At 66.1% G+C, this 20349-nt stretch carries 20 protein-coding genes; 6 read left to right on the top strand and 14 right to left on the bottom strand.

Annotation, left to right across the window (positions count from 1 at the left end; all coding sequences use genetic code 11):
• Window positions 1–10 precede the first annotated feature (10 nt).
• From AC1RT8_RS01370 to AC1RT8_RS01335, 8 genes are all read right to left on the bottom strand, one after another.
• A complete protein-coding gene (locus tag AC1RT8_RS01370) occupies window positions 11–1195 on the bottom strand; it encodes a class I SAM-dependent RNA methyltransferase (protein WP_493073648.1) in 1185 nt (394 codons plus the stop codon).
• Window positions 1192–2583 carry an NAD(P)H-hydrate dehydratase gene (locus AC1RT8_RS01365; protein ID WP_493073643.1) on the bottom strand — a complete coding sequence of 464 codons (1392 nt, stop codon included), beginning with the start codon at window positions 2581–2583 and terminating at the stop codon, window positions 1192–1194. Before AC1RT8_RS01365 ends, AC1RT8_RS01370 begins: the two co-directional genes overlap by 4 nt.
• On the bottom strand, window positions 2580–2987 hold the full coding sequence (locus tag AC1RT8_RS01360) for a hypothetical protein (protein ID WP_493073639.1): 408 nt from the start codon (window positions 2985–2987) through the stop codon (window positions 2580–2582). Before AC1RT8_RS01360 ends, AC1RT8_RS01365 begins: the two co-directional genes overlap by 4 nt.
• Window positions 2968–4689, bottom strand: coding sequence for a dihydroxy-acid dehydratase (ilvD, locus tag AC1RT8_RS01355; RefSeq protein WP_493073634.1), 1722 nt, complete (start codon window positions 4687–4689; stop codon window positions 2968–2970). The genes AC1RT8_RS01360 and ilvD overlap by 20 nt, the downstream gene beginning before the upstream one ends.
• A 7-nt stretch (window positions 4690–4696) precedes the next feature.
• On the bottom strand, window positions 4697–5431 hold the full coding sequence (locus tag AC1RT8_RS01350; RefSeq protein ID WP_493073630.1) for an N-formylglutamate amidohydrolase: 735 nt from the start codon (window positions 5429–5431) through the stop codon (window positions 4697–4699).
• A 211-nt stretch (window positions 5432–5642) separates the two neighbouring features.
• Window positions 5643–6470: a 4-(cytidine 5'-diphospho)-2-C-methyl-D-erythritol kinase gene (locus AC1RT8_RS01345; protein WP_493073628.1), complete on the bottom strand. Its 828-nt coding sequence runs from the start codon at window positions 6468–6470 to the stop codon at window positions 5643–5645.
• On the bottom strand, window positions 6467–8032 hold the full coding sequence (locus AC1RT8_RS01340) for a tetratricopeptide repeat protein (protein WP_493073624.1): 1566 nt from the start codon (window positions 8030–8032) through the stop codon (window positions 6467–6469). Before AC1RT8_RS01340 ends, AC1RT8_RS01345 begins: the two co-directional genes overlap by 4 nt.
• A gap of 31 nt (window positions 8033–8063) precedes the next feature.
• Complete coding sequence (locus tag AC1RT8_RS01335) at window positions 8064–9719, bottom strand: electron transfer flavoprotein-ubiquinone oxidoreductase (RefSeq protein WP_493073619.1); 1656 nt, start codon at window positions 9717–9719, stop codon at window positions 8064–8066.
• 152 nt (window positions 9720–9871) lie between these two features.
• Between AC1RT8_RS01335 and AC1RT8_RS01330 the strand changes: the two genes are divergently transcribed.
• Genes AC1RT8_RS01330 through moaB form a run of 3 tightly spaced genes read left to right on the top strand, consistent with a single transcriptional unit; the run spans window position 9872 to window position 12922 of the window.
• Window positions 9872–10612, top strand: coding sequence for a uracil-DNA glycosylase family protein (locus AC1RT8_RS01330; protein WP_493073614.1), 741 nt, complete (start codon window positions 9872–9874; stop codon window positions 10610–10612).
• Complete coding sequence (locus tag AC1RT8_RS01325; RefSeq protein WP_493073610.1) at window positions 10570–12405, top strand: lytic transglycosylase domain-containing protein; 1836 nt, start codon at window positions 10570–10572, stop codon at window positions 12403–12405. Before AC1RT8_RS01330 ends, AC1RT8_RS01325 begins: the two co-directional genes overlap by 43 nt.
• Window positions 12395–12922, top strand: coding sequence for a molybdenum cofactor biosynthesis protein B (gene moaB / locus AC1RT8_RS01320; protein ID WP_493073606.1), 528 nt, complete (start codon window positions 12395–12397; stop codon window positions 12920–12922). Before AC1RT8_RS01325 ends, moaB begins: the two co-directional genes overlap by 11 nt.
• A gap of 4 nt (window positions 12923–12926) precedes the next feature.
• On the opposite strand, the gene AC1RT8_RS01315 is transcribed toward moaB, so the two are convergent.
• A complete protein-coding gene (locus tag AC1RT8_RS01315; RefSeq protein ID WP_493073602.1) occupies window positions 12927–13424 on the bottom strand; it encodes a YbjN domain-containing protein in 498 nt (165 codons plus the stop codon).
• 152 nt (window positions 13425–13576) lie between these two features.
• Here AC1RT8_RS01315 and AC1RT8_RS01310 point away from each other — a divergent pair, with 152 nt between their 5' ends.
• Complete coding sequence (locus AC1RT8_RS01310; RefSeq protein WP_493073597.1) at window positions 13577–14527, top strand: hypothetical protein; 951 nt, start codon at window positions 13577–13579, stop codon at window positions 14525–14527.
• A 400-nt stretch (window positions 14528–14927) separates the two neighbouring features.
• Here the strand turns inward: AC1RT8_RS01310 and AC1RT8_RS01305 are convergent, their stop codons facing one another.
• Together AC1RT8_RS01305 and AC1RT8_RS01300 are read right to left on the bottom strand one after the other, a co-directional pair.
• Window positions 14928–15434 (bottom strand): YbjN domain-containing protein, encoded by a 507-nt coding sequence (locus AC1RT8_RS01305; protein WP_493073594.1) that lies wholly within the window; start codon window positions 15432–15434, stop codon window positions 14928–14930.
• 74 nt (window positions 15435–15508) lie between these two features.
• Window positions 15509–15853 carry a VOC family protein gene (locus tag AC1RT8_RS01300; RefSeq protein ID WP_493073590.1) on the bottom strand — a complete coding sequence of 115 codons (345 nt, stop codon included), beginning with the start codon at window positions 15851–15853 and terminating at the stop codon, window positions 15509–15511.
• Window positions 15854–15915: 62 nt separating this feature from the next.
• Between AC1RT8_RS01300 and AC1RT8_RS01295 the strand changes: the two genes are divergently transcribed.
• Both AC1RT8_RS01295 and AC1RT8_RS01290 read left to right on the top strand, forming a co-directional pair.
• Window positions 15916–17013: a PA0069 family radical SAM protein gene (locus AC1RT8_RS01295; RefSeq protein ID WP_493073587.1), complete on the top strand. Its 1098-nt coding sequence runs from the start codon at window positions 15916–15918 to the stop codon at window positions 17011–17013.
• Window positions 17014–17177: 164 nt separating this feature from the next.
• A complete protein-coding gene (locus AC1RT8_RS01290; RefSeq protein ID WP_493073584.1) occupies window positions 17178–17306 on the top strand; it encodes a hypothetical protein in 129 nt (42 codons plus the stop codon).
• 15 nt (window positions 17307–17321) lie between these two features.
• Here AC1RT8_RS01290 and AC1RT8_RS01285 read toward each other — a convergent pair whose 3' ends face one another.
• The 3 genes from AC1RT8_RS01285 to rutA form a co-directional block, all read right to left on the bottom strand.
• The gene (locus AC1RT8_RS01285) at window positions 17322–18125 is read right to left on the bottom strand and encodes an EF-hand domain-containing protein (protein ID WP_493073581.1); all 804 of its coding nucleotides are present in this window, start codon (window positions 18123–18125) and stop codon (window positions 17322–17324) included.
• Window positions 18126–18214: 89 nt separating this feature from the next.
• Window positions 18215–19285 (bottom strand): SGNH/GDSL hydrolase family protein, encoded by a 1071-nt coding sequence (locus tag AC1RT8_RS01280; RefSeq protein ID WP_493073576.1) that lies wholly within the window; start codon window positions 19283–19285, stop codon window positions 18215–18217.
• Complete coding sequence (rutA, locus tag AC1RT8_RS01275; protein ID WP_493073572.1) at window positions 19282–20349, bottom strand: pyrimidine utilization protein A; 1068 nt, start codon at window positions 20347–20349, stop codon at window positions 19282–19284. The genes AC1RT8_RS01280 and rutA overlap by 4 nt, the downstream gene beginning before the upstream one ends.

Raw genomic sequence — 20349 nt, 5'->3', positions numbered from 1 at the left:
CATGTAGAGGTTAGCGGCTGAACTTCGCCGCCAGCTCCACATGAATCGACCAGCGGAACTGGCCGACCGGCTGGATCCATTCCAGCTTGTAGCCACCCTTGCACAATATCTCGGCATCACGCGCAAAGCTGCTGGGATTACAGGAAACATAAGCAATGACGGACGTCTTCGCCACCGCCAGCTGCACCACCTGCTCGCGTGCACCTGCTCGGGGCGGGTCGAGCACGATGGCGTCGAACCGGTCACATTCTGCCGTGGTCAGCGGCCGGCGGAACAGGTCCCGGTGATCGGCGAAGAGTTGGCGCCCCGTCCGGGCACCTGCCCCCTTGAGCGACAAAATGGCGTCACGCGCCGCCTCCGCCGCATAGACTCGCCCTGACAGCGCCAGCGCGAAGGTGCCGAGTCCGGAAAAGAGATCGGCTACCGTCACCGCCTGCCCGATCGCTTCGCGCACGGCGGCGACGAGCGATGCTTCCCCCTCCCGTGTCGCCTGGAGGAACGAATTATGCGGTATCGGCACCAGGACGCCCGCCAGCGTGATGGTAACCGGCTCCGGCTCCCACCGCGTCTCCGCCCCCAGGCCATTGTCGATCGACAGGCGCGCGACGCCGTGGCGCTGGCAGAAGGCGGTGATCGCCTCGGCCGCCTCCAGCCCTTCGGCTTCGATCCCCTCGATCAGCAGGTCGATGCCCTGATCAGCCTCGGTGAGGTGCAGCCGGGCGCGGCGATTGGCCTTGAGGAAACGCCCTAGCAGCCCGCGCAGTGGCGACACCAGCGCGAACAGCCTGGGGGTCAGTATCCGGCACTCCTGCAGATCGACCAGCGCATGGCTCGATCCCTCGCTAAACCCGATCCGGATGCGCCCGCCCTTTGCCTCGGCCTGTAGTGCCGCACGTCGGCGGGTGCGCGGTGGCGACAGCGCCGGCGGACGGATCTCGGTGGCCAGGCCCTGCGCCTCGAGCGATCCGGTGATCCGGTCGCTGATGAAGCGCGCATAGCTCTCGTCGTCGAGGTGCTGGAGTTGGCAGCCACCGCAGGTCGGGAAATGACGGCATGGCGCCGTCTGGTGATGTGGACCGGGGATTACCTGCCCTTCCGCCGTCAGCGTGTCGCCTGGGGCCGCCAGCGCCGCGTGACGGCCATTGGCAGTGATGCCATCGCCCCGCGCTGCGACTCGGATGATCTTGTCGCTCATAACGAGGCCCGGGCGCCGCCGAGTGCCTCGGCAAGATCGTCGGCGATGAAGGCGCCGCCCAGCCGCTTCGCTGCTGCACCATGGAGCCAGACACCGGCCGAGGCGGCATCGATCGCCGATCCGGCGCGCGCCGCCAGCATCGCACCGATGGCGCCGGCCAGCACGTCCCCGGTGCCCGCAGTCGAAAGCCACCGGCTTGCGCCCTGGGCGACCCGGACCTGACCGTCGGGTGCGGCAATGACCGTATCCACCCCCTTGAAGACGATGGTCGCGCCCGCCATCGCCGCGGCGGCCCGTGCGCGGTCGATCTTGCTGCTGGCACCTTTGCCGAACAGCGCGTCGAATTCGCCCGCATGCGGCGTCAGCACGACAGGGGCCGCATGGGCGCGAACCCGCGCGAGCCGCGGCTCGTCGAGAAGGTGGAGCGCGTCCCCATCGACGACGAGGGGGCGCGACGAGGCCAGCGCCAGATCAAGCCGCGTTCCGGCTACGGCGCCCCTGCCCAGCCCGGCCCCGATCACCACCGCACCGATGCGCGTGTCGTTCAATGCCTCCGCCGTAAACGGCCTGCGGACGATTGCATGGGGCAGCCTCGCCACACCATCGGCGAGCAGCAGGACATAGCCAGCGCCCGCCCGCATCGCGGCCAGGGAAGCGAGTTTGGCCGCGCCCGGCATCTCCCCCCCGATGACGGCTACCATGCCGCGCGTATATTTGTGGGAGTCCGGTCCCGGTGCCGGCAGGCGTGGCTCGTCGAGGACGACAGCGTCGCTCGACACCGGCACGCCGATGTCGAAGACCCGGACCGTGCCGCAATGGCCCGCGGCGGGATAGAGCAGATGGGAAGGCTTGGCCGCGCCGAGCGCCAGGGTCAGGTCGAAGACGGGAATCTCGTTCAGCACGGCTCCATCATCCGTGGCGACACCGCTCGGCAGATCGACCGCAATCGCCAGCCTTGCCCGGTCGCGCACGCGGACAAGATCGGCCGCGATCGCCGCGTCGAGCGGCCGGGACAGCCCGGTTCCGAACAGCGCATCCACCAGGACTGGCGCGGGCGCCGTTCTGGTGAGCGTCTCAACCTCTCCGTTCCAGCGCGCGCGGGCGTGCTTTGCAGCATCGGTGCGGGGCTCGCCACTGGCGGCAACACGCACCGGCACACCGGCGGCGTGCAAGGCCGCTGCCGCGACATAGCCGTCCCCGCCATTATTGCCCGGCCCGCACAGGATCAGCACTTCATTGCCCGAGCCCAGGCGCCGCACCATCTCGGCGACCTCTCGCCCGGCGCGGTCCATCAGGCCCTGGACCGTCGATCCCCCGGCGATGGCATCGTCCTCTGCAACGCGCATTTCCGCGGCCGTCAGCAAGGGCTTGCCTGAAAGTGACGTCATGGCGCCGGCTTCGAGGGTCCACGCACCGTCGCCGGCAGGCGGTATCGGTCGCCACCCAGCGCCACCTCGATGCTTTCCTTGTCCAGCACCGTCACGACGGCCTGCTCCGCTCCGTCCGCCGCGATTACGCCGCGCCCGTCCTTGGTCACCAGCAGCCGGTGGAACGCGCCGTCGGGATGGCGGACGGTCAACACCAGCCCTTCGTCGCGCTGCTCGCGGTCGACGGTGCAGACGCGCGCGAAATCCGCCGACCCGGCCCGGGCGCAGACGATATTACCCGATTCCTCGGCGCGGGCGATCTGCGCCGCCTCGACATTGGCGAGCGTGCCGTGATCGGTCTTCGCCTCGCCGCACGCGGCGAGGCCGAGGGCAAGTACCAGTGCGCTAGATATCCGCGTAAACATGGGTTTCGGCGCTGGCTCCAGGGTGCGTGACCGCGCCCTTATAGGCAGGGCCGACCGTGGCCGCATAGCGCCAGAGCGCGCCGGATTGATAGTCATGCGCGCGTGGCACCCATTTGGCTCGGCGCTCGGCGAGCACATCCTCCGCCACGTCGAGGTCGATCGTACCCGCTTCGGCATCGATACTGATGATGTCGCCATTCTCGACCAGGGCGATCGGGCCCCCATCGGCCGCCTCCGGTCCGACATGGCCGATGCAGAAGCCGCGCGTCGCGCCGGAGAAGCGGCCATCAGTGATCAGCGCCACCTTCTCACCCAGGCCGAGGCCATAGAGTGCGGCGGTAGTGGAGAGCATCTCGCGCATGCCGGGTCCGCCCTTGGGGCCCTCATAGCGGATGACGATGACCTCACCCTCGTTGATCTCCCTCGCCTCGACCGCCGCGAACGTATCCTCCTCGCAATCGAACACCCGGGCAGGACCGCTGAACTGAAGCCGGTGCATGCCCGCGACCTTCACGATCGCCCCATTGGGCGCCAGGGTGCCGCGCAGGCCGACCACGCCGCCGGTGGGGCTGATCGGCACCTTCACGTCGTAGATGACCTTCTGGTCGGGGTTCCACGTCACCCGATCGATATTCTCGCCGAGCGTCTTGCCGGTGACCGTCAGGCAATCGCCGAACAGCAAGTCGTTCTCGAGCATCGTCTTCATCAGCATGTAGACGCCACCAGCCTCGTACATGTCCTTGGCGACATACTTCCCACCCGGTTTCAGGTCGGCGATATAAGGTGTTGATTTAAATATATCCGCGACGTCGAACAGGTCGAAATCAATACCGGCCTCGCTCGCCATGGCCGGCAGATGAAGCGCGCCGTTGGTCGAACCGCCGGTCGCCGCCACGATGCGCGCCGCATTGATGAACGCCTCACGCGTGCAGATGTCGCGCGGACGGATATTGGCGGCGAGCAATTCCATCACCTGGGCACCGGCCGCGACCGCGATCTGCTCGCGCGTCGTGTATGGCGCCGGCACCATGTTCGAATTGGGCAGCGACAGGCCGATCGCCTCGCCAACGCACGCCATGGTGTTGGCGGTATATTGGCCGCCACAGGCGCCGTGCCCCGGACAGGCGACCTTTTCCAGCTCCGTCAGGTCCTTGAGCGGGCAATTGCCCGCCGCGTGCTGGCCGACCGCCTCGAACACGTCGACCACAGTGACGTCGCGGTCGTGATAACGGCCGGGCAGGATCGACCCGCCATAAACGAAGATGCTCGGCACGTTGAGGCGAAGCATCGCCATCATCATGCCAGGCAGCGATTTGTCGCAGCCGGCAAAGCCGACCAGTGCGTCGTAGCAATGGCCGCGTACGCTGAGCTCGACCGAATCGGCGATCACCTCGCGGCTGACCAACGAGGATTTCATGCCCTGATGGCCCATCGCAATGCCATCGGTGACGGTGATGGTGTTGAACCGCCGCGGCATGCCGCCGCCCTGGATCACGCCGGCGCGCGCCGCGTCGGCCTGTGCATCGAGCGTGGTGTTGCACGGCGCGCTGTCGTTGCCGGCGCTGGCGAGCGCCACGAACGGCTTGGCGATATCCTCCTCGGATATGCCCATCGCATAATAATAGCTGCGGTGCGGCGCGCGCTCGGGCCCGACCGAGACGTGCCGGCTGGGGAGCTTTGATTTGTCGAACTGGTGAGTCATGCGGCGCCTATGTCGCGAGAGGGACCTTTCGCGCAAGACTATTGCTGATTTTCGTCAGAATAGGCGCGAGAATGTCGGCCCAACGCGCTACGCCGGCCGCATCGCGGATCAGATCGTTGCGAATCTCGATCGCGAGGCTCGGGATTCCATTCGCTTCGCCATGCCGGTTGAGCGTCGCGTTGAGCACCCGGCCCGAATAAGGCTCGTTGTCGCCCGTTTCGATTCCAGCGGCCCGCAGCATCGCCACGGCAGGATCCGCGGCGCGCCGATCGCGATTGTACAGAATGCCGGCATGCCACGGCCTCGCCCCCGCCCCACCGCTCTCCAGTTCGGGCGTGAAGCTGTGGATCGAGGCGAGCAAGGTCGGCCGCCCAGCCCGGATCATCGCCGCCAGCGCACGGTGATAGGGCGCGTGGAAGCGTGCGACACGGTCCGCCCGGTCGGCATCGACATTGCCCTGGATCGCATGCCCGTCACTCGTGGCGGGGATCAGCGAGGCATGGTCGGGCTGGCGGTGCAGGTCGATCACCAGCCGCGAGACCGTCGCGAGGATCGCCGGCGCTCCCAACCGCACGGCCAGCGCTTCGGTCAGCGGTGCGGCGCCGATATCGATCGCGATATGCTTGTCGAACAAGGCGGCGTCGATACCGAGGTCCATGCCTTCGGGCACCAGGTTCGAGGCATGGTCGCAGATCAGGAGGATGGCACCGGGTAGGCCGGGCAGGATGACAGGCGCGCTCACCGGCCTGCCTCACGCAAAACGGCGACGAGTTCGCACCCGCCGCCGCCTTGGGGGGATGACGCCCGGGAGGGCCGGGGATCATCAGCGGGCGCATCGCCTGGAGCGACGGACCCGTTCGATCTTCGACCAGCAAGAGCGGTGCCAATTACGGATTGCCGTGCTGCGCGTCGCACGCCGGTGAAGAAGCGTATCATTTCGGGGCGATAAACCGTCACGCGAGTGCTGATTCGAGACACCACCAGCCTGGCCGGGCGGTGCGGATGGCACGAGCCGCGGCTGCGCGATCCTCGGGCCTTTTGTACAGGGCGAAACAGGTGGCGCCCGAGCCCGACATCCGCACCAGACGCGTTCCGTCGCTATCGATCAGCAGCGTCAGCGCGTCGCCGATCGCCGGCGCGATCCGCCGGGCGGGAGCTTCGAGATCGTTGCGGCCGAGAATTGCACGGCCAAGCAACGACCCGTCGCCGATCGCTCCGCGATCCCTGCCGTCCCAGGCGGCGAAGACCGGCCCGGTCGAGACAGCGACACCCGGATTGACCAGCAGGACCGGCATATCGGCCAGGCCGTCCACTGGCTCGAGTTGCTCGCCCTTGCCCCGCCCCAGCGCGCTGCGGCCAAGCAGGCAGGCGGGAACGTCCGAGCCAAGCCCCTCGGCAATGGAAAACAGCCGCGGATCGTCGAGCGGTACATCATCCCGTCGCGCCAGCGCGCGCAGCGCAGCCGCCGCGTCCGCCGATCCGCCACCAATGCCGGACGCGACCGGCAGCCGCTTCACCAGCGTGAACGCTCCGTCCGCCGGGCCGGAGAAGGCCGTGGCATAGGCGTAAGCCGCGCGCGTGACGAGATTGTCGCCCTCGCCCGCCAGTGCGTTGGCAAAGGGCCCTTCGACTGCAAAGGACGGCGGACCATCCACCAGCCGCACCTCGTCGCCATCCTGCAGGAAGGCGAACAGCGTCTCGATCTCATGATAGCCGTCGTCACGCCGTGCGCGAACATGCAGCGCCAGGTTGATCTTGGCCGGAGCCTGTTCGACGATCACGGTTTTGCGCGCATCCCATTAGCGATCTTGGCGGCGATCCGGCTACCATCCTCCGTATCTGCGACGATCGCGGCCGCCTGCCAAGCATAGCGCGCTTCGTATCGGCGCCCGAGCGACCAATAAGCGTCGCCGAGGTGCTCGTTGATCTCCGCATTGGCCGGCTGTCCTCGCGCGGCCAGTTCGAGCATCGGTATAGCCCTGCGTATGTCGCCGCGCTTGAAATAGGCCCAGGCGAGCGAATCGATGATCGAGGCATCGCCGGGCTGGAGCGCATTCGCCTTCTCCAGCAGCGCGATCGAGGCGACGGGATCCTCGCCATGCTCGAGCCGGGCATAGCCGAGATAGTTGAGCGCGACCGCTTCGTCGGGCGCCATCGCGACCGCGCGCTCCAGCGCCTTGCGCGCCTCGGGCCAGCGCCCGGCCTGGTCGAGCGCGCCGCCAAGCTGCAGGAATAAAGTCCAGGGCGGATTGTCCCCCGCGCGCCTGATCGCGAGCGTATAGGCGCGCGCCGCCTCATCGAAGCGCCCGGCACCGGTCTGGAGGTCGCCGACCCGCGCCGCGTCGATGCTGGTGGCATCCTTGCGATTGGACAGGGTCGTCGCGGCGGCCAACGCACCGGCGCCCTCGCCCGCCCCGCTCAGCACGGCAACGCGCGCCTGCAACGCCGCCTCATGGAACGGGCTGGACGGCTCGACCTGACCAAGCAGGGTCAAAGCACGGTCGCTCGCCCCGCCACGCGCCAGCGCCTGGGCCAGCAGGATGCGCGCCCGGTCGTTGCCCGGATCGAGCCGCAGCGAGGCCCGCGCCAGTGCGATGACGATCGGGGTGGGTTCGCCCTCCGAAAGATCGGCCGCCAGCCGCGCAAACAGCCGCGACGCGCCGAATGCACTCGATGGCGGCACGCCGTCACCGATCGTCCGGCGAAGGACGACCACCGCGCTATCGTTGCCGGTCAGCAGCGCCCTGGCGATATCAGCCCTGCCCTTGGCCGCGAACAGTTCCGCCGCATTGATCCGTAGATCGAGGCTCGCCTGATCCGCGCCCAGCAGCGCCTGGAGCGCAACCGCACCTTCATCGACTTTGCCGGTCGCGATCAGCAGCAACGCGCGGTTTTCCGCGGTGTAGCGGCGCGCGACCGGATTGGATTTGCCTTCGCCGAGCTTCGCGATCGGATCGCCACCCGCATCGTAGACCGCCCAGGCCCCGAGCAGGGTCGCCACGAAATCGAACGGCCCAGCACCGATCCGGGTCAGGATCGAGGCAGCCGCCGCCTTGTCCCCGGCGCGCACCGCCCGGGCATAGCTGAACAGGATCGCATCGGGCGGCGCCGCGCGCGCCGCATCCAAGGTCACGATCGCACGGTCGGCCAGCGCATCGTCGCCCGCCTCAATCGCCTCGCGATACGCCCGCCGCGCGATGGCGAGGTTGCCCGGAGCGCCGGCCAGCGCGGTAGCGTAACCCGCCGCCGCCTGCTCGACCCGACCGTCGCCGTCGGCAGCGCGGGCACGGGCATAGGCGGCGAGGTCGTCGGCACCGCGATCCGCCCAGGCGGGCGTCGCCACGGTCAGCGCCAGCAGCGCGATGCCCAGTCGATCACATGTTCGGATAATTCGGTCCTCCACCGCCTTCCGGCACCACCCAGTTGATGTTCTGGGTGGGGTCCTTGATGTCGCACGTCTTGCAGTGGACGCAATTCTGCGCGTTGATCACGAACTTCGGATCGCCGCTTTCTTCGCCCACGATCTCGTAAACGCCCGCCGGGCAATAACGCTGCGCCGGCTCGTCATACATCGGCAGATCGTACGCGACCGGGATGGCCGGGTCCTTGAGCGTCAGGTGAACCGGCTGGTCCTCCTCATGGTTGGTGTTCGACAGAAACACCGAGGACAGCCGGTCGAAAGTCAGCACGCCATCGGGCTTGGGATAATCGATCTTCCTGACCTGGTCCTTGCGCCACAGGCTCTCATTGTCCGGATGGTGCTTGAGCGTGAACGGCATCTTGATGCCGAAATTCTCCAACCACATGGTGATGCCCGACAGGCCCGATCCGAGGAAATCGCCGAAGGTCTTCACCAGCGGCACCACGTTGCGGACGATCGACAGCTCCCTCCTCACCCAGCTCCGCTCGAACGCCTCGGGATAGGCGGTCAGCTCGTCGCTCGACCGGCCTGCCTGGACCGCGTCATAGGCCGCCTCGGCGGCCATGATTCCGCTCTTCACCGCGGTATGGCTGCCCTTGATGCGGGGCACGTTGAGGAAACCCGCCGAATCCCCGATCAGCGCGCCACCCGGGAAGACCAGCTTCGGTACCGATTGCAGCCCGCCGTCGCTGATCGCTCGCGCACCATAGGAGACGCGCTTGCCGCCCTCCAGCATTGCCGCGATCGCGGGATGAGTCTTCCAGCGCTGCATCTCCTGGAACGGGGAGACATAGGGGTTGGTATAGTTGAGCCAGGTGACGAAGCCGATCGCCACCTGCCCGTTCGCCTGGTGGTAGAAGAAGCCGCCGCCACTGGTGCCGTCGGACAGCGGCCAGCCCTGGGTATGGATCACCCGGCCGGGGACGTGGTGCTCCGGCTTGATGTCCCATAATTCCTTGATGCCCAGGCCATAGACCTGCGGCTGCGCGTCCTTCGCCAGGTCGAAAGTGCGGATCAGTTCCTTGCTCAGATGCCCGCGCACACCCTCGCCCAGGAAGGTGTATTTCGCATGGAGCTCGAGGCCCGGTGTGTAATCCGGTTTGTGCGTGCCGTCGCGCGCCACGCCCATGTCGCCGGTGGCGACGCCCTTGACCGATCCGTCCTCGTTGAACAGCACTTCGGCCGCCGCGAAGCCCGGGAATATCTCGACGCCGAGCTCCTCCGCCTGGCCGGCGAGCCAGCGGCACAGATTGCCGAGCGAGCCCGTATAGGTGCCCTTGTTGTGCATGAAGGGCGGCGTGAAGATGTGCGGCAAGCCGAACTTCTTCTTTTTCGTCAGGATCCAATGCTGGTTATCGGTGACGGGCACCTCGGCCAGCGGACAGCCCTTGTCGCGCCAGTCGGGGATCAGCTCGTCGAGCCCCTTGGGATCGACCACCGCGCCGGACAGGATATGCGCCCCTACCTCCGAGCCCTTTTCGAGCACGCAGACCGAGATTTCACCGCCCTTTTCAGCCGCCAACTGCTTGAGCCGGATCGCGGCGGACAGGCCCGCAGGCCCGGCGCCGACGATCACGACGTCATAAGGCATGGACTCGCGTTCGCTCATCATCGTCTCCAATAGGGACGAAGTGGGCGCTCTCGTCGCGCCACAGCAACGTCCTGTCCATTCAGCGGTGCCAGCGAATTGACCGCGCCGTCAACACTCGACTCTATAGGAACATCATGGGGGCGGACCAGCATATCGATTGGCGGACGGCGGTGGCGGGCGCGCTGGATTGGTGGCGCGACGCGGGGGTCGACGCGTCGATCGACGAGACGCCGCGCGACTGGCTTGCCGCCGTCGAGGCGCCCAAACCAGTCCGGCGCGCTCAAGCCGTAGCGGAAGCGGCGGCGGTGGCACCCCTGCCCAACACGCTGACGGCGTTCGAAGCCTGGCGGGTCGGACCGGAGGCTCCGGAAGCTGGATGGCCCGGTGAACCGATCGCGGCCCAGGGCTCCGCGGCTTCCGATATCATGGTCCTGATCGATCTTCCCGAGCGCGAGGATGCCGAATCGGGCGTGTTGATGAGCGGTCTTGCCGGCCGGCTATTCGATCGCATGCTCGCCGCGATCGGGCGGGACCGCGCCTCGATCTATCTCGTGCCGGTCTGCGGAAGCCGTCCTGTAGCCGGGCGGATCGCCCCCGAGATCGAGGAGCGCCTGAACGAGGTCGCCCGCCACCATGTCAAACTTGCCGCGCCCAAACGCCTGTTGTTGCTGGGTAATGCGCCCAGCCGAGCGCTGCTCGGGGCGGATGTGATGCGCGTTCGCGGCGGTTTACACGTGGTTAACCTTAGTGGTGGAAAAGGGTCCGGGGCAGATAGGGACCAACCGGGGGGGAATGACGTCGCGACGCAGGCGGTGGCGAGTTTCCACCCGCGCTTCCTGCTGGAGCGGCCGGCCGCCAAGGCCGAAGCATGGAAAGATCTGCAGATGCTGATCGGGAACCTCGAAAAGTGACCTCGAAATTCATTCTGGCCTGCGCCGTGGCGCTGGCCCCGCTCGGTGTTGCGCATGCCGCCGATGCCCAGCGCGTCGGATCCGCCACAGCCCGCGCCGTACCCGAGCAGCTCGATGCCGAGCAACACGCCGGCTATCGTGCCGTGTTCCAGAGCATCCGCGACCAGAAATGGCTCGATGCGCAGATTCAGCTCGATTCGATGAAGCCGGGCCCGCTCCACGCCATCGCGCGTGCCGAATTGCTTACCGCCAAGGGTTCGCCCAAAGCCGATCTCGACCCGCTGGTGAAGCTGCTGAGCGAGGCCCCGGAACTTCCCCAGGCACAACAGATCGCGGTGCTGGCCAGCTCGCGCGGCGCCGTCGGCCTGCCGCCGCTGCCTGAAGCGCGCAGGCTCACCTGGATCGACGGCGCCCCTGCCCGGCTGCGCGCGAAGAGCATCAAGAGCGACATGGTCGCCGGCGAGCTGGCGATCCGCATGCAGCCCTTCGTGAAGGCCGATGACGGCGTTTCGGCCCAGGCGCTGCTCGAATCGATGGAGGGCCTGTCCCCCGACGCGCTGACGGAATGGCAGCAAAAGGTCGCCTGGATGTATTTCCTGGCGGGCGACGACAACAATGCCCGCACCATGGCGACCAAGGCCGCGACCGGCACCGGCGACTGGGCCGTGCAGGGCGAATGGGTCGCCGCGCTCGCCGCCTGGCGGCAGCGCGATTGCACCGCCGCCGGACAGGGCTTCACCAAGGTCGCGGCGCGCGCCAACGACATCGAGCTTCGCGCGGCGGGTCTCTATTGGGCATCGCGCGCCGACATGCAGTGCGGCCGTCCCGATCTGGTCGAGGGCCGGCTGAAGAATGCCGCACAATATCGCGAAACCTTCTACGGCCTGCTCGCCCGCCAGACGCTCGGCATCCGCGATCCGGCCGGTCATCCCGCCGAGACGATGCTTGCCAATGACTGGCAGATTCTGGCACGCCGCCCCAATATCCGCGTCGCCGCGGCGCTGATCGAAGTCGGCGAGAACAGCCTGGCCGACGAGGTGATCCGTCAGCAGGCACGGATCGGCGATGCATCGGAATTCCCGGCCCTGGTCCGGCTGACCGGGGCGCTCAACCTGCCTTCGACTCTGGTCTGGCTCTCCCATAACGGCCCGGTCGGCGCGACGCCGCCGGTCGAGGCGCGTTTCCCGGCGCCGAACTGGACGCCCGATGGCGGCTGGCGCGTCGACAAGGCTTTGGTCTTTGCCCACACGCTGCAGGAATCGCGTTTCCGCACCGATGTGGTCAGCGCAGCCGGCGCCTATGGCCTGATGCAGGTCCGCCCCGGCGCCGCCACCGACATCGCCCGCAAGCAGGGCCGCATTTTCGATCGTTCGGCGCTCAGCAACCCCGGCACCAATATGGAAGTCGGCCAGAGCTATCTCGAGCAACTGCGCGACCAGCCGTGTACGGGCGGCCTGCTGCCCAAGGTGATCGCCGCCTATAATGCCGGGCCGGTGCCTGTCGAGGCATGGAACGCCCAGGCGCGCGATGGCGGCGATCCGCTGCTCTACATCGAATCCATCCCGTTCTGGGAGACGCGCGGTTACGTCATCACCGTGCTGCGCAATTACTGGATGTACGAGGGGCAGACCGGCAAGACGGCGTCGCCGAGCCGCGTCGCCTTGTCGCAGGGCCTGTGGCCGCGCTTCCCGGGCATGGCCGGCGCCAGCGCGGTGCGCCTCAGCTCCAGCGCGATCAACCCCGGCGCGCTCAGTTCCGCATCGGTACCGGCATCGGTCGCCAGTGCCAATTGACGAGGACGCCGCGTTCCTGCCGGTCAGGATCGCGGTGCTCACCATTTCCGACAGCCGGACCCTGGCCGACGACCGCTCGGGAGACACGCTCGTCGGGCGTCTGAGTGCGGCGGGGCATGTCCTCGCCGATCGCGCGATCGTCACCGATGATGTCGCCGCGATCGTCAGCCGCCTCCATGCCTGGATCGACGATCCGCAGGTCGATTGCGTCATCACCACCGGCGGCACGGGCGTGACCGGGCGCGATGTCACGCCCGAGGCGATCGAGCGGGTGCAGGACAAGCCGATTCCCGGCTTCGGAGAGCTGTTCCGCTGGCTCAGCTACCAGACGATCGGCACCTCGACCGTCCAGTCGCGCGCCTGTGCCTGTGTGACGCGCGGCACCTATATCTTCGCGTTGCCCGGATCGACCGGCGCGGTGAAGGACGGGTGGGACGGCATCCTCAAGGACCAGCTCGACAGCCGTCACAGGCCCTGCAACTTCGTGGAGCTGATGCCGCGCCTGATGGAGCGCTAGGAACTTATTTCGCTGCCGCCGGTGTTTTCTTGGCGGCAATGAACTTCGCCAGTTCGGCGTCCATCACCTGATACCAGTCGACGATGTCAGCGAAATTGGCCTGGGTGGTTTTCCCGGTGGCCGTGAAATCCATATATTCGTTGAGGTTGCCCTCCTTATCGACGGCAAGCTTCAGGAAGCGCTTGGTGAGGTTCCATTCATTCGCGAGCGCGAGCGTGAACAGAGGTTCGGCCTTGTACCAGCTCGAAAACTGGTAGGATCCGCAATCGACCTGCCCGGTGCAGCCGTAGAATTCGATCGTGAAATCCGATCCACCGGCGCTGCTGAGGACATAGGGTTCACCCTTGCTGTTCTGCTTCAGCTCCGCCTTGTAGCCCGCCTCCTTGAGCGCGGTGACGACGACCGGTGGCTGTCGCAGATCGAGCAGCCTATCCTGCGCTGTCGCCTGGACGGCGCTGGTCATTCCATAGAGCAGGGCGGATATCGCTATCAGTCGACGCATGGTCTTTCCCCCGGTCGCGCCGCCCCCACTTGCGACGGCAAGGGCAGCAGACCGCAAGCCGGGCCGTTCGTCAATCTTCCGCCCTCAACCGGCCGTAAGCGGGTGTTAAATCTCAGCCGCTACATCCCCCACATCCAGTGAGGGGCATTTCCATGACCGCGCCGATTTCAGATCTCACCGTCACGCTCAAGACCAAGGCGAGCATCGACGCCGACGATACGCTTGCGATCCGCCGCATCGCCTGGCCCGACGGCCGGATCGACGCGCCCGAAGCCGATGCGATCTTCGACCTGAACACCAGCGTGAAGGACAGGTCGCGCGAGTGGGTGGACTTCTTCGTCGAGGCGATCAGCACCTATGTCGTTCGCCAGCAGGCGCCTGAAGGCTATGTCGACGATGCCAAGGCCGCCTGGCTGATCGGCAGGATCGACTCGGACGGAAGGGTCGACTCGCTTGGCGAACTGGAGGTGCTGGTGAAGATCCTCGAGGACGCGACCAACGCGCCCGAGACGCTGAAGACCTACGCGCTCGAGCAGGTCGAGACGATCGTCCTGACCGGCACCGGGCCGACCCGAGATGGCGGATCGCTCGATGCCGGATCGATCAGCGCGGCCGAGGTGACGCTGCTGCGCCGTCTGTTGTTCGCACAGGCGAGCGATGGCCCTGCGGCGATCAGCCGTGCCGAAGCGGACATGCTGTTCAGGATCAAGGACGCGACCCTGGCCGGCACCAACGCGCCTGAATGGCAAAGGCTGTTCGTTCAGGCCGTCGGCAACCACCTGATGGCGCATAACGACTATCGCCCGCTGGACCGCGACCAGGCCGCAAGGCTTGATGCATCCATGAACGACACCCGTTCCGGCGTCGGTGGTTTCTTCGGCAGGATGAGCCGGGCCGGTTTCGCCGATGGCTTCCGCGCCGTGTTCGGCGGCCCCACAACGCCGGAAGATCACGACGCGGCGGTCGCCTCCGACCGCGCCATCGCCGCCGACGAGCAGGGCTGGCTCAAGACGAAGATCGACGCCGACACGACGCTCGACCCGCTGGAAAAGGCGCTCCTCGCCTTTATCGCGGAAGAGAGTGGCACCAAGGTCGCCCTCTAGCGCGCGACATCAACGCAGGAGGTTATGAGGTAAATCGACATTCAACCGCCGGCCGCTCGAGGCATGAGGCGCGCCCAACAAAAAGAGCGCCGTGCTGGCTGTTCCTGGCTGTTCATGGCTGATAATTTTTTTGCTGGCTGTTATGTTGGATTTGGAACCGGGATTTACGGCCCGGTTTCAAGCGTTTGCGGCCATGCTGGCTGTTATCGAATAACAGCCAGCTAACAGCCAGCATGCTGGCTGTTCTGCCGGAAAAACAGCCCGCGCCGATCGTCCTGCACCTTCAAGCTGAGAAAGAGCGGGGCGGCGCCCTGCGAGAGCGTCGTCCGAACCCACCCTGCCATGATCCACCGTCAGGTTGAATCAACGCGCGACACCCATCGCTGAAGGTCGATCCGTCCTAGGTTGTCGGCTTGCTGCCTCCCGCAGCGTCACGCTTCTCCTTGATGAAAGTGCCGAGCTGCGCATCCATCGACGAATACCAGTCGATATAGTCCTTGAAATTCTCATAGGTCATGTTGCCCAGGGCTGAAACGTAGAGATATTCCGCAAGGTCCCCGTCGCTGTCGATGGCGACCTTCAGGAAGCGCTTCTTCGCATTCCACTCGTTTGCCATGTCGCTCGAGAAGAAGGGCTCCTTCTTGAAATAGCTGTAGAATTCGAAGGAATCGCACCCTGCATCGTTCGTACAGCCGTAAAAGGTCAGCTGGAATCCACTGCCATTGACGCCGCTCTCGATATAGCTGCTGCCGTCGTCGCCCTTCTTGATCTCGGCCTTGTACCCAGCCTCCTGAAGAAGCGCGGCGACGCCCTTCACGCTGCTAACATCGATCACCCGATCGGCCGCCATCGCAGCCGAAGGGGCCGTCATCGCCGCGAGCGTCAGCGCCAATAGTCCCGTCCGCATATTCCTGTTCCCCCGAAGCCGATCGGTATGAATAAGATTATAAGAGGCCCGCCAGCGACACGCCACACGCGCCTTCATGCATGGGCATCGGGTTGCATCGCCGCAAGTTCATGCCCCGCCGGATCGCGGAAGTGGAAGCGCCGCCCACCCGGAAAGGCGAAGATCGGCAAGGTGATCGTGCCGCCCGCCGCAATCACCGCCGCTTCGGCCGCCTCCAGATCCTCGACCTCGATCACCGGCAACAGCTGCGCGGTCCATTGCGACGAGTCGCCGTTGAGCCCCAGATCGGTGTCGCCGGTCATCGTCGCGGCATAGTCCGGTCCGAAATCGGTGAAGGTCCAGCCAAAGGCCGACGCATAGAAGGACTTGGTCACCGGCACATCGCGCACCGGCAGCTCGAGATAGTTGAAGCGTGCCATAAAGCCTCCCAAAAGACCGCAGTGTTCTTGCTATGTTCTCATCGATCGACTAGACCAAGTCAATGCCAAATTCTGGGCCAAAATCAGGCACCAAATCCCGAGCCGTCCGTGGCGCGACGCTGAACCAGGAAAGCGTCAGGTTCAACCTGCCCGAGCGCGAGGCTGATGGAGATTGGCTGGACGATCGCGCGTTGCTCGACGAGGGCCCGCCGCCCCTGCGCACCACGGTGACGGTCGAAACCCCACGCACCATCATCACCCGCAACACGTCGCCCGACATCGGCTTCGATCGCTCGATCAACCCTTATCGCGGCTGCGAGCATGGCTGCATCTATTGCTTCGCGAGGCCGACCCATGCGTTCCACGATCTGTCGCCCGGACTCGATTTCGAGAGCAGGCTGTTTGCCAAGCCGAACGCCGCCATGTTGCTTCGAGCCGAGCTGGCCAAGCGCGGTTATGTCGTGCGGCCGATCGCCTTCGGGACCAACACCGACCCCTATCAGCCGATCGAAGCCGAATGGCGCATCACCCGGCAATGCATCGAGGTCCTGTCGGAAACGGGGCATCCGCTGACCATCACTACCAAGTCCGACCGGGTCACCCGCGATATCGATCTGCTCGGGCCGATGGCGGCCAGGGGGCTGGCGGCGGTCGCAGTGTCGATCACCTCGCTCGATCCGCGCATCGCCATGACCGTCGAGCCCCGCGCGCCGGCGCCGGAGCGGCGGCTGGCCGCGGTGCGCAAACTCGTCGATGCCGGCATCCCGACCTATGTCTCGATCGCCCCGGTCATCCCGGCGATCACCGATCACGAGATGGAGCATCTGATCGAGCGCGCGGCGGAGGCCGGCGCGCACGGCGTCACCTTCATCCCCGTCCGATTGCCCTATGAGGTCGCGCCGCTGTTCAAGGCCTGGCTCGACACGCATTTCCCGGATCGCACCGGCAAGGTCATGGCGACGATCCAGTCGATCCGCGGCGGGCGCGACAATGACCCGAACTTCCACACAAGGATGCGTGGCAGCGGCCCCTGGGCCGAGTTGCTCAGGACGCGATTCAAGATCGCCTGTCGAAAAAACGGCCTGGTCGGCGAATGGAAACCGCTCCGGACCGACTTGTTCAGGCCGCCGCCGGGTCGTCAGGGCGAGTTGTTCGGGTGAGCGCGACGATCGCGAAAGCCGCTTATCCAGCGCTTTAACATCGCCTTAGCTGTTCGTATGGCAGAATGGATCGCGAAGAATGAGGTATTTCTCGCGCGGCGCCGTTTTTTGTCGAACCAACCGCGCCTCTATTGTTGCAGCCAGGCTTTTTACGGGAGGAGTTGATGGAAAAGGCGAGCACGGACGATCGGCCGTCGGCCGACAAGAGAACCGGCGATCGGCGCCGGGAACAGGAAGCGCTTTACGCAGGCGAGGAACGCCGCAAGGGCGAGCGACGCAAGAAGCCGTCCTGATCCCGGCGTGCTGCCTCAGGGCGCAGCGCCGGTCCGATCGGCCGGCGGCGCATCTCCGCCCACCGGGACCGCCCCGGGGCGCCCGCGCCCGCCGGCGGGACCACTCGAGATCCGCGGCAATTCCTTGCGCTCGATCTTTCCGTCGCCATTCTTGTCGAGCATCGCGAACCGGACATCGGCCGCATGCTGGAATTCGGCCGGATCGACCCCGCGATTGAAGTTGGTATCGGCGATCGTCACCGGCTCCGGAAAGTCGAAATAGCTGAAACGGGCCGCGCCCTGCTTGCCATAGGTTACCCGGGTCTCGCCGCCGCCTTGCGCGCCGCCCTGTCCACCGCCGGCACCGCCGCCGCCGCGGCGGCCGCCACCACCGCCCCGGCCACCACCACCGCGATGCCCGCCGCCGCCACGACCCGCACCACCAGCGAAACGCCCGCCGCCGCCGTCGCCGCCGACGCGGATTTCGGGGGCCAGCACCGTCTCGTAATAATCGATGTCGTCGGGATCGATCTCGCCGTCACGGCCGCGATCGAGCACCGCGAAGAAGCGCGACGCGTCCTTCGAGAATTCGGCTCGGCTCAGCGCGCCGTCATGGTCGGTATCGGCATTCTGGAACCAGATGTCCTGTGGGTCGCCGCCGCCGCGGTCGCCGCGAAAAGGCTCGCCCATCGGGCTGATGAACAGCCGCCCGCGCGGTCCCTCACCTTCCGCGCCGCCGCGGAAACCACCCGGAGGCGGACCATGCCGGAATTTGGGATGCTGGTCGCCGCCGCACCCGGCGGTCAGCAGGACCAGAGATGTCAGGAAGACAAGACGCATGATTCACCCGCTCGCTTGAGGAGCCCCCGGGGCTCAGACAAGCGACCCAGTCTGTGGCAATTTCAAGGTCCAAAGGTCCGGCGTGATACCTAGTGGGCGGGCACCCCGATCTGCCCGATCTCGGCCTGGAGCAGGTCGGCCATAAGCCGGTGATCCTTCAGCGAGGGATGCCAATCGCAACCGCCAAGATCGAGCCCGCTGACATGCACGGTGGAAACCCGACCGGGAGCGCCGCCAAGCGCCGCCGCGACTTGCTCGACATCGGCGATGAACGCGTCAGACCCCATCAGGATCAGCCGCGCCTCCGGCTGCCGCGCCATCACATCGCGGACGAACCGCACATAACGGCTGCGATAGGCGGCACGCAGCGCGTCCTGATCAGCCCAGGGCTCGCCCTTGTGGAGCGGCGTGGAGAAATCATTGGTGCCGAGATTGATGACGATGACCTGCGGATGCCAGCCACCGGGGTCGGTCTCGACCGGCGCCGGATCGCTTGGGACCAGGCGCCAATAGAGCCCTGGCATGCTCTCGCCCGGGCGATTGCCGTCATAGTTCCGGACGATGCCGAAGCCGGAATAGGCGTTGACGCGATAGTCAGCACCCAGGCGCCGTGCGAGGATTGGCCCGAAAGCCTGTTGCGTATCGGTGGCGTCGCGCAGTTCGGCCGGCGTGCAGTCTCTTTTGGGCGATGTGTCGCCATAGCCGACGCTGTGGGAATCGCCGATGAACTCGATCTGCCGCCCGGTCCGGGCCGGCGGCGAGAGCGGCGCGCCGTCATCCGTCGGGAAGAAGCCGATCAGGCGGGTCACGTCACCTTGGGTTTCGCTGAGCTTCTCCAGCCGGAAGCTATGCTCGCCGTCGCCAAGATCGCCGATCCGCACATCCATATCGCCCGTGCGGTCGAACCGCGCCTTTTCCACGCCGTCGATCAGCAGGCGCAGGCGACCCGAGCCGTTGTGGAGCCTGACGACAAGGCCGCTACCCTTGAAGCGCCCCTCGAAATAGAGTCCGGGCCAGCCGAACCGCAGCGACCCGTCCGCCTCGGCCACGACACGGCCCCCGACATAGACGGGGACCGGCACAGCCTGTTTGCGTTCGGCGCAAGCCGGTCCGCTCGCGAGAAGCGCGATGGCGGCCAAGGTGTGGAGTCTCGGCGTCACACCTTGCCGGCGCGGCATTTCATCAACGGCTGGATGCGCGTGCCGAATTTCTCCACGCCCTCGATGAAGTCGTCGAAGGTCAGCAGCACGCCGCCCGTGTTCGGCACTTCGGCCATCTCGTCGAGCATCCGCGCCACGCTCTCATAGCTGCCGACCAGGGTGCCCATATTGATGTTCACCGCACCTTCGGGCGCCGCGAGCTGGCGGACATTGGTGGTGGCATTGTGCTTGTCGGCCGCACCCTGGTCGGCGAGCCAGGAGATAGCGTCGACATCGACGCCGTCATTATAGGATTTCCACTTGGCCATGGCCTCCTCGTCGGTCTCGGCCGCGATGATCATGATCAGCACGAAGACCGAGACGTCGCGCCCGGTCTTGGCGGTGGCGACGGCCAGGCGATCATTGTTGAAGGCGAAGGCCTTTGGCGTGTTGACGCCCTTGCCCAGGCAAAAGGCATAGTCGGCCCATTTCGCCGAAAAGGCGAGGCCGTCGTCCGAGGATCCGGCGCAGATGATCTTCATGTCGCCGGTCGGCTTGGGCCGGACGCGGCAATCCTCCATCTGATAATATTGGCCTTTATAGTCGGAAACGCCTTCGGCCCAGAGCTCGCGCAGAATATACGCATATTCGTCCAACATCTGATAACGATTGCGAAAATGCTCGTCGCCGGGCCACATGCCCATCTGGCTGTATTCGGGCCGTTGCCAGCCGGTGATCAGGTTCAGCCCGAACCTCCCATGGCTGATCGAGTCGATCGTGTTGCACATCCGCGCGGCAAAGGCCGGCGGGATCACCAGGGTCGGGCAGGTCGCATAGATCTTGATCTTCTCGGTGACCGCCGCCAGCCCGGCCATCAGGGTGAAGCTCTCCAGGCCATATTCCCAGAACTCGGTCTTGCCGCCAAAGCCGCGCAGCTTGATCATCGACAGCAGGAAATCGAGCCCGTACTTCTCGGCGCTGAGTGCGATCTCCTTGTTCATGTCGAAGCTCGGCTTGTACTGCGGAGCGTTCTCCGAGATCAGCCAGCCATTATTGTTGATGGGCACGAAAACGCCGACTTGCAT

This window comes from Sphingomonas sp. GW821-FHT10F11, from assembly GCF_058809095.1.
This window is presented reverse-complemented; position numbering and strand designations above follow the sequence as displayed.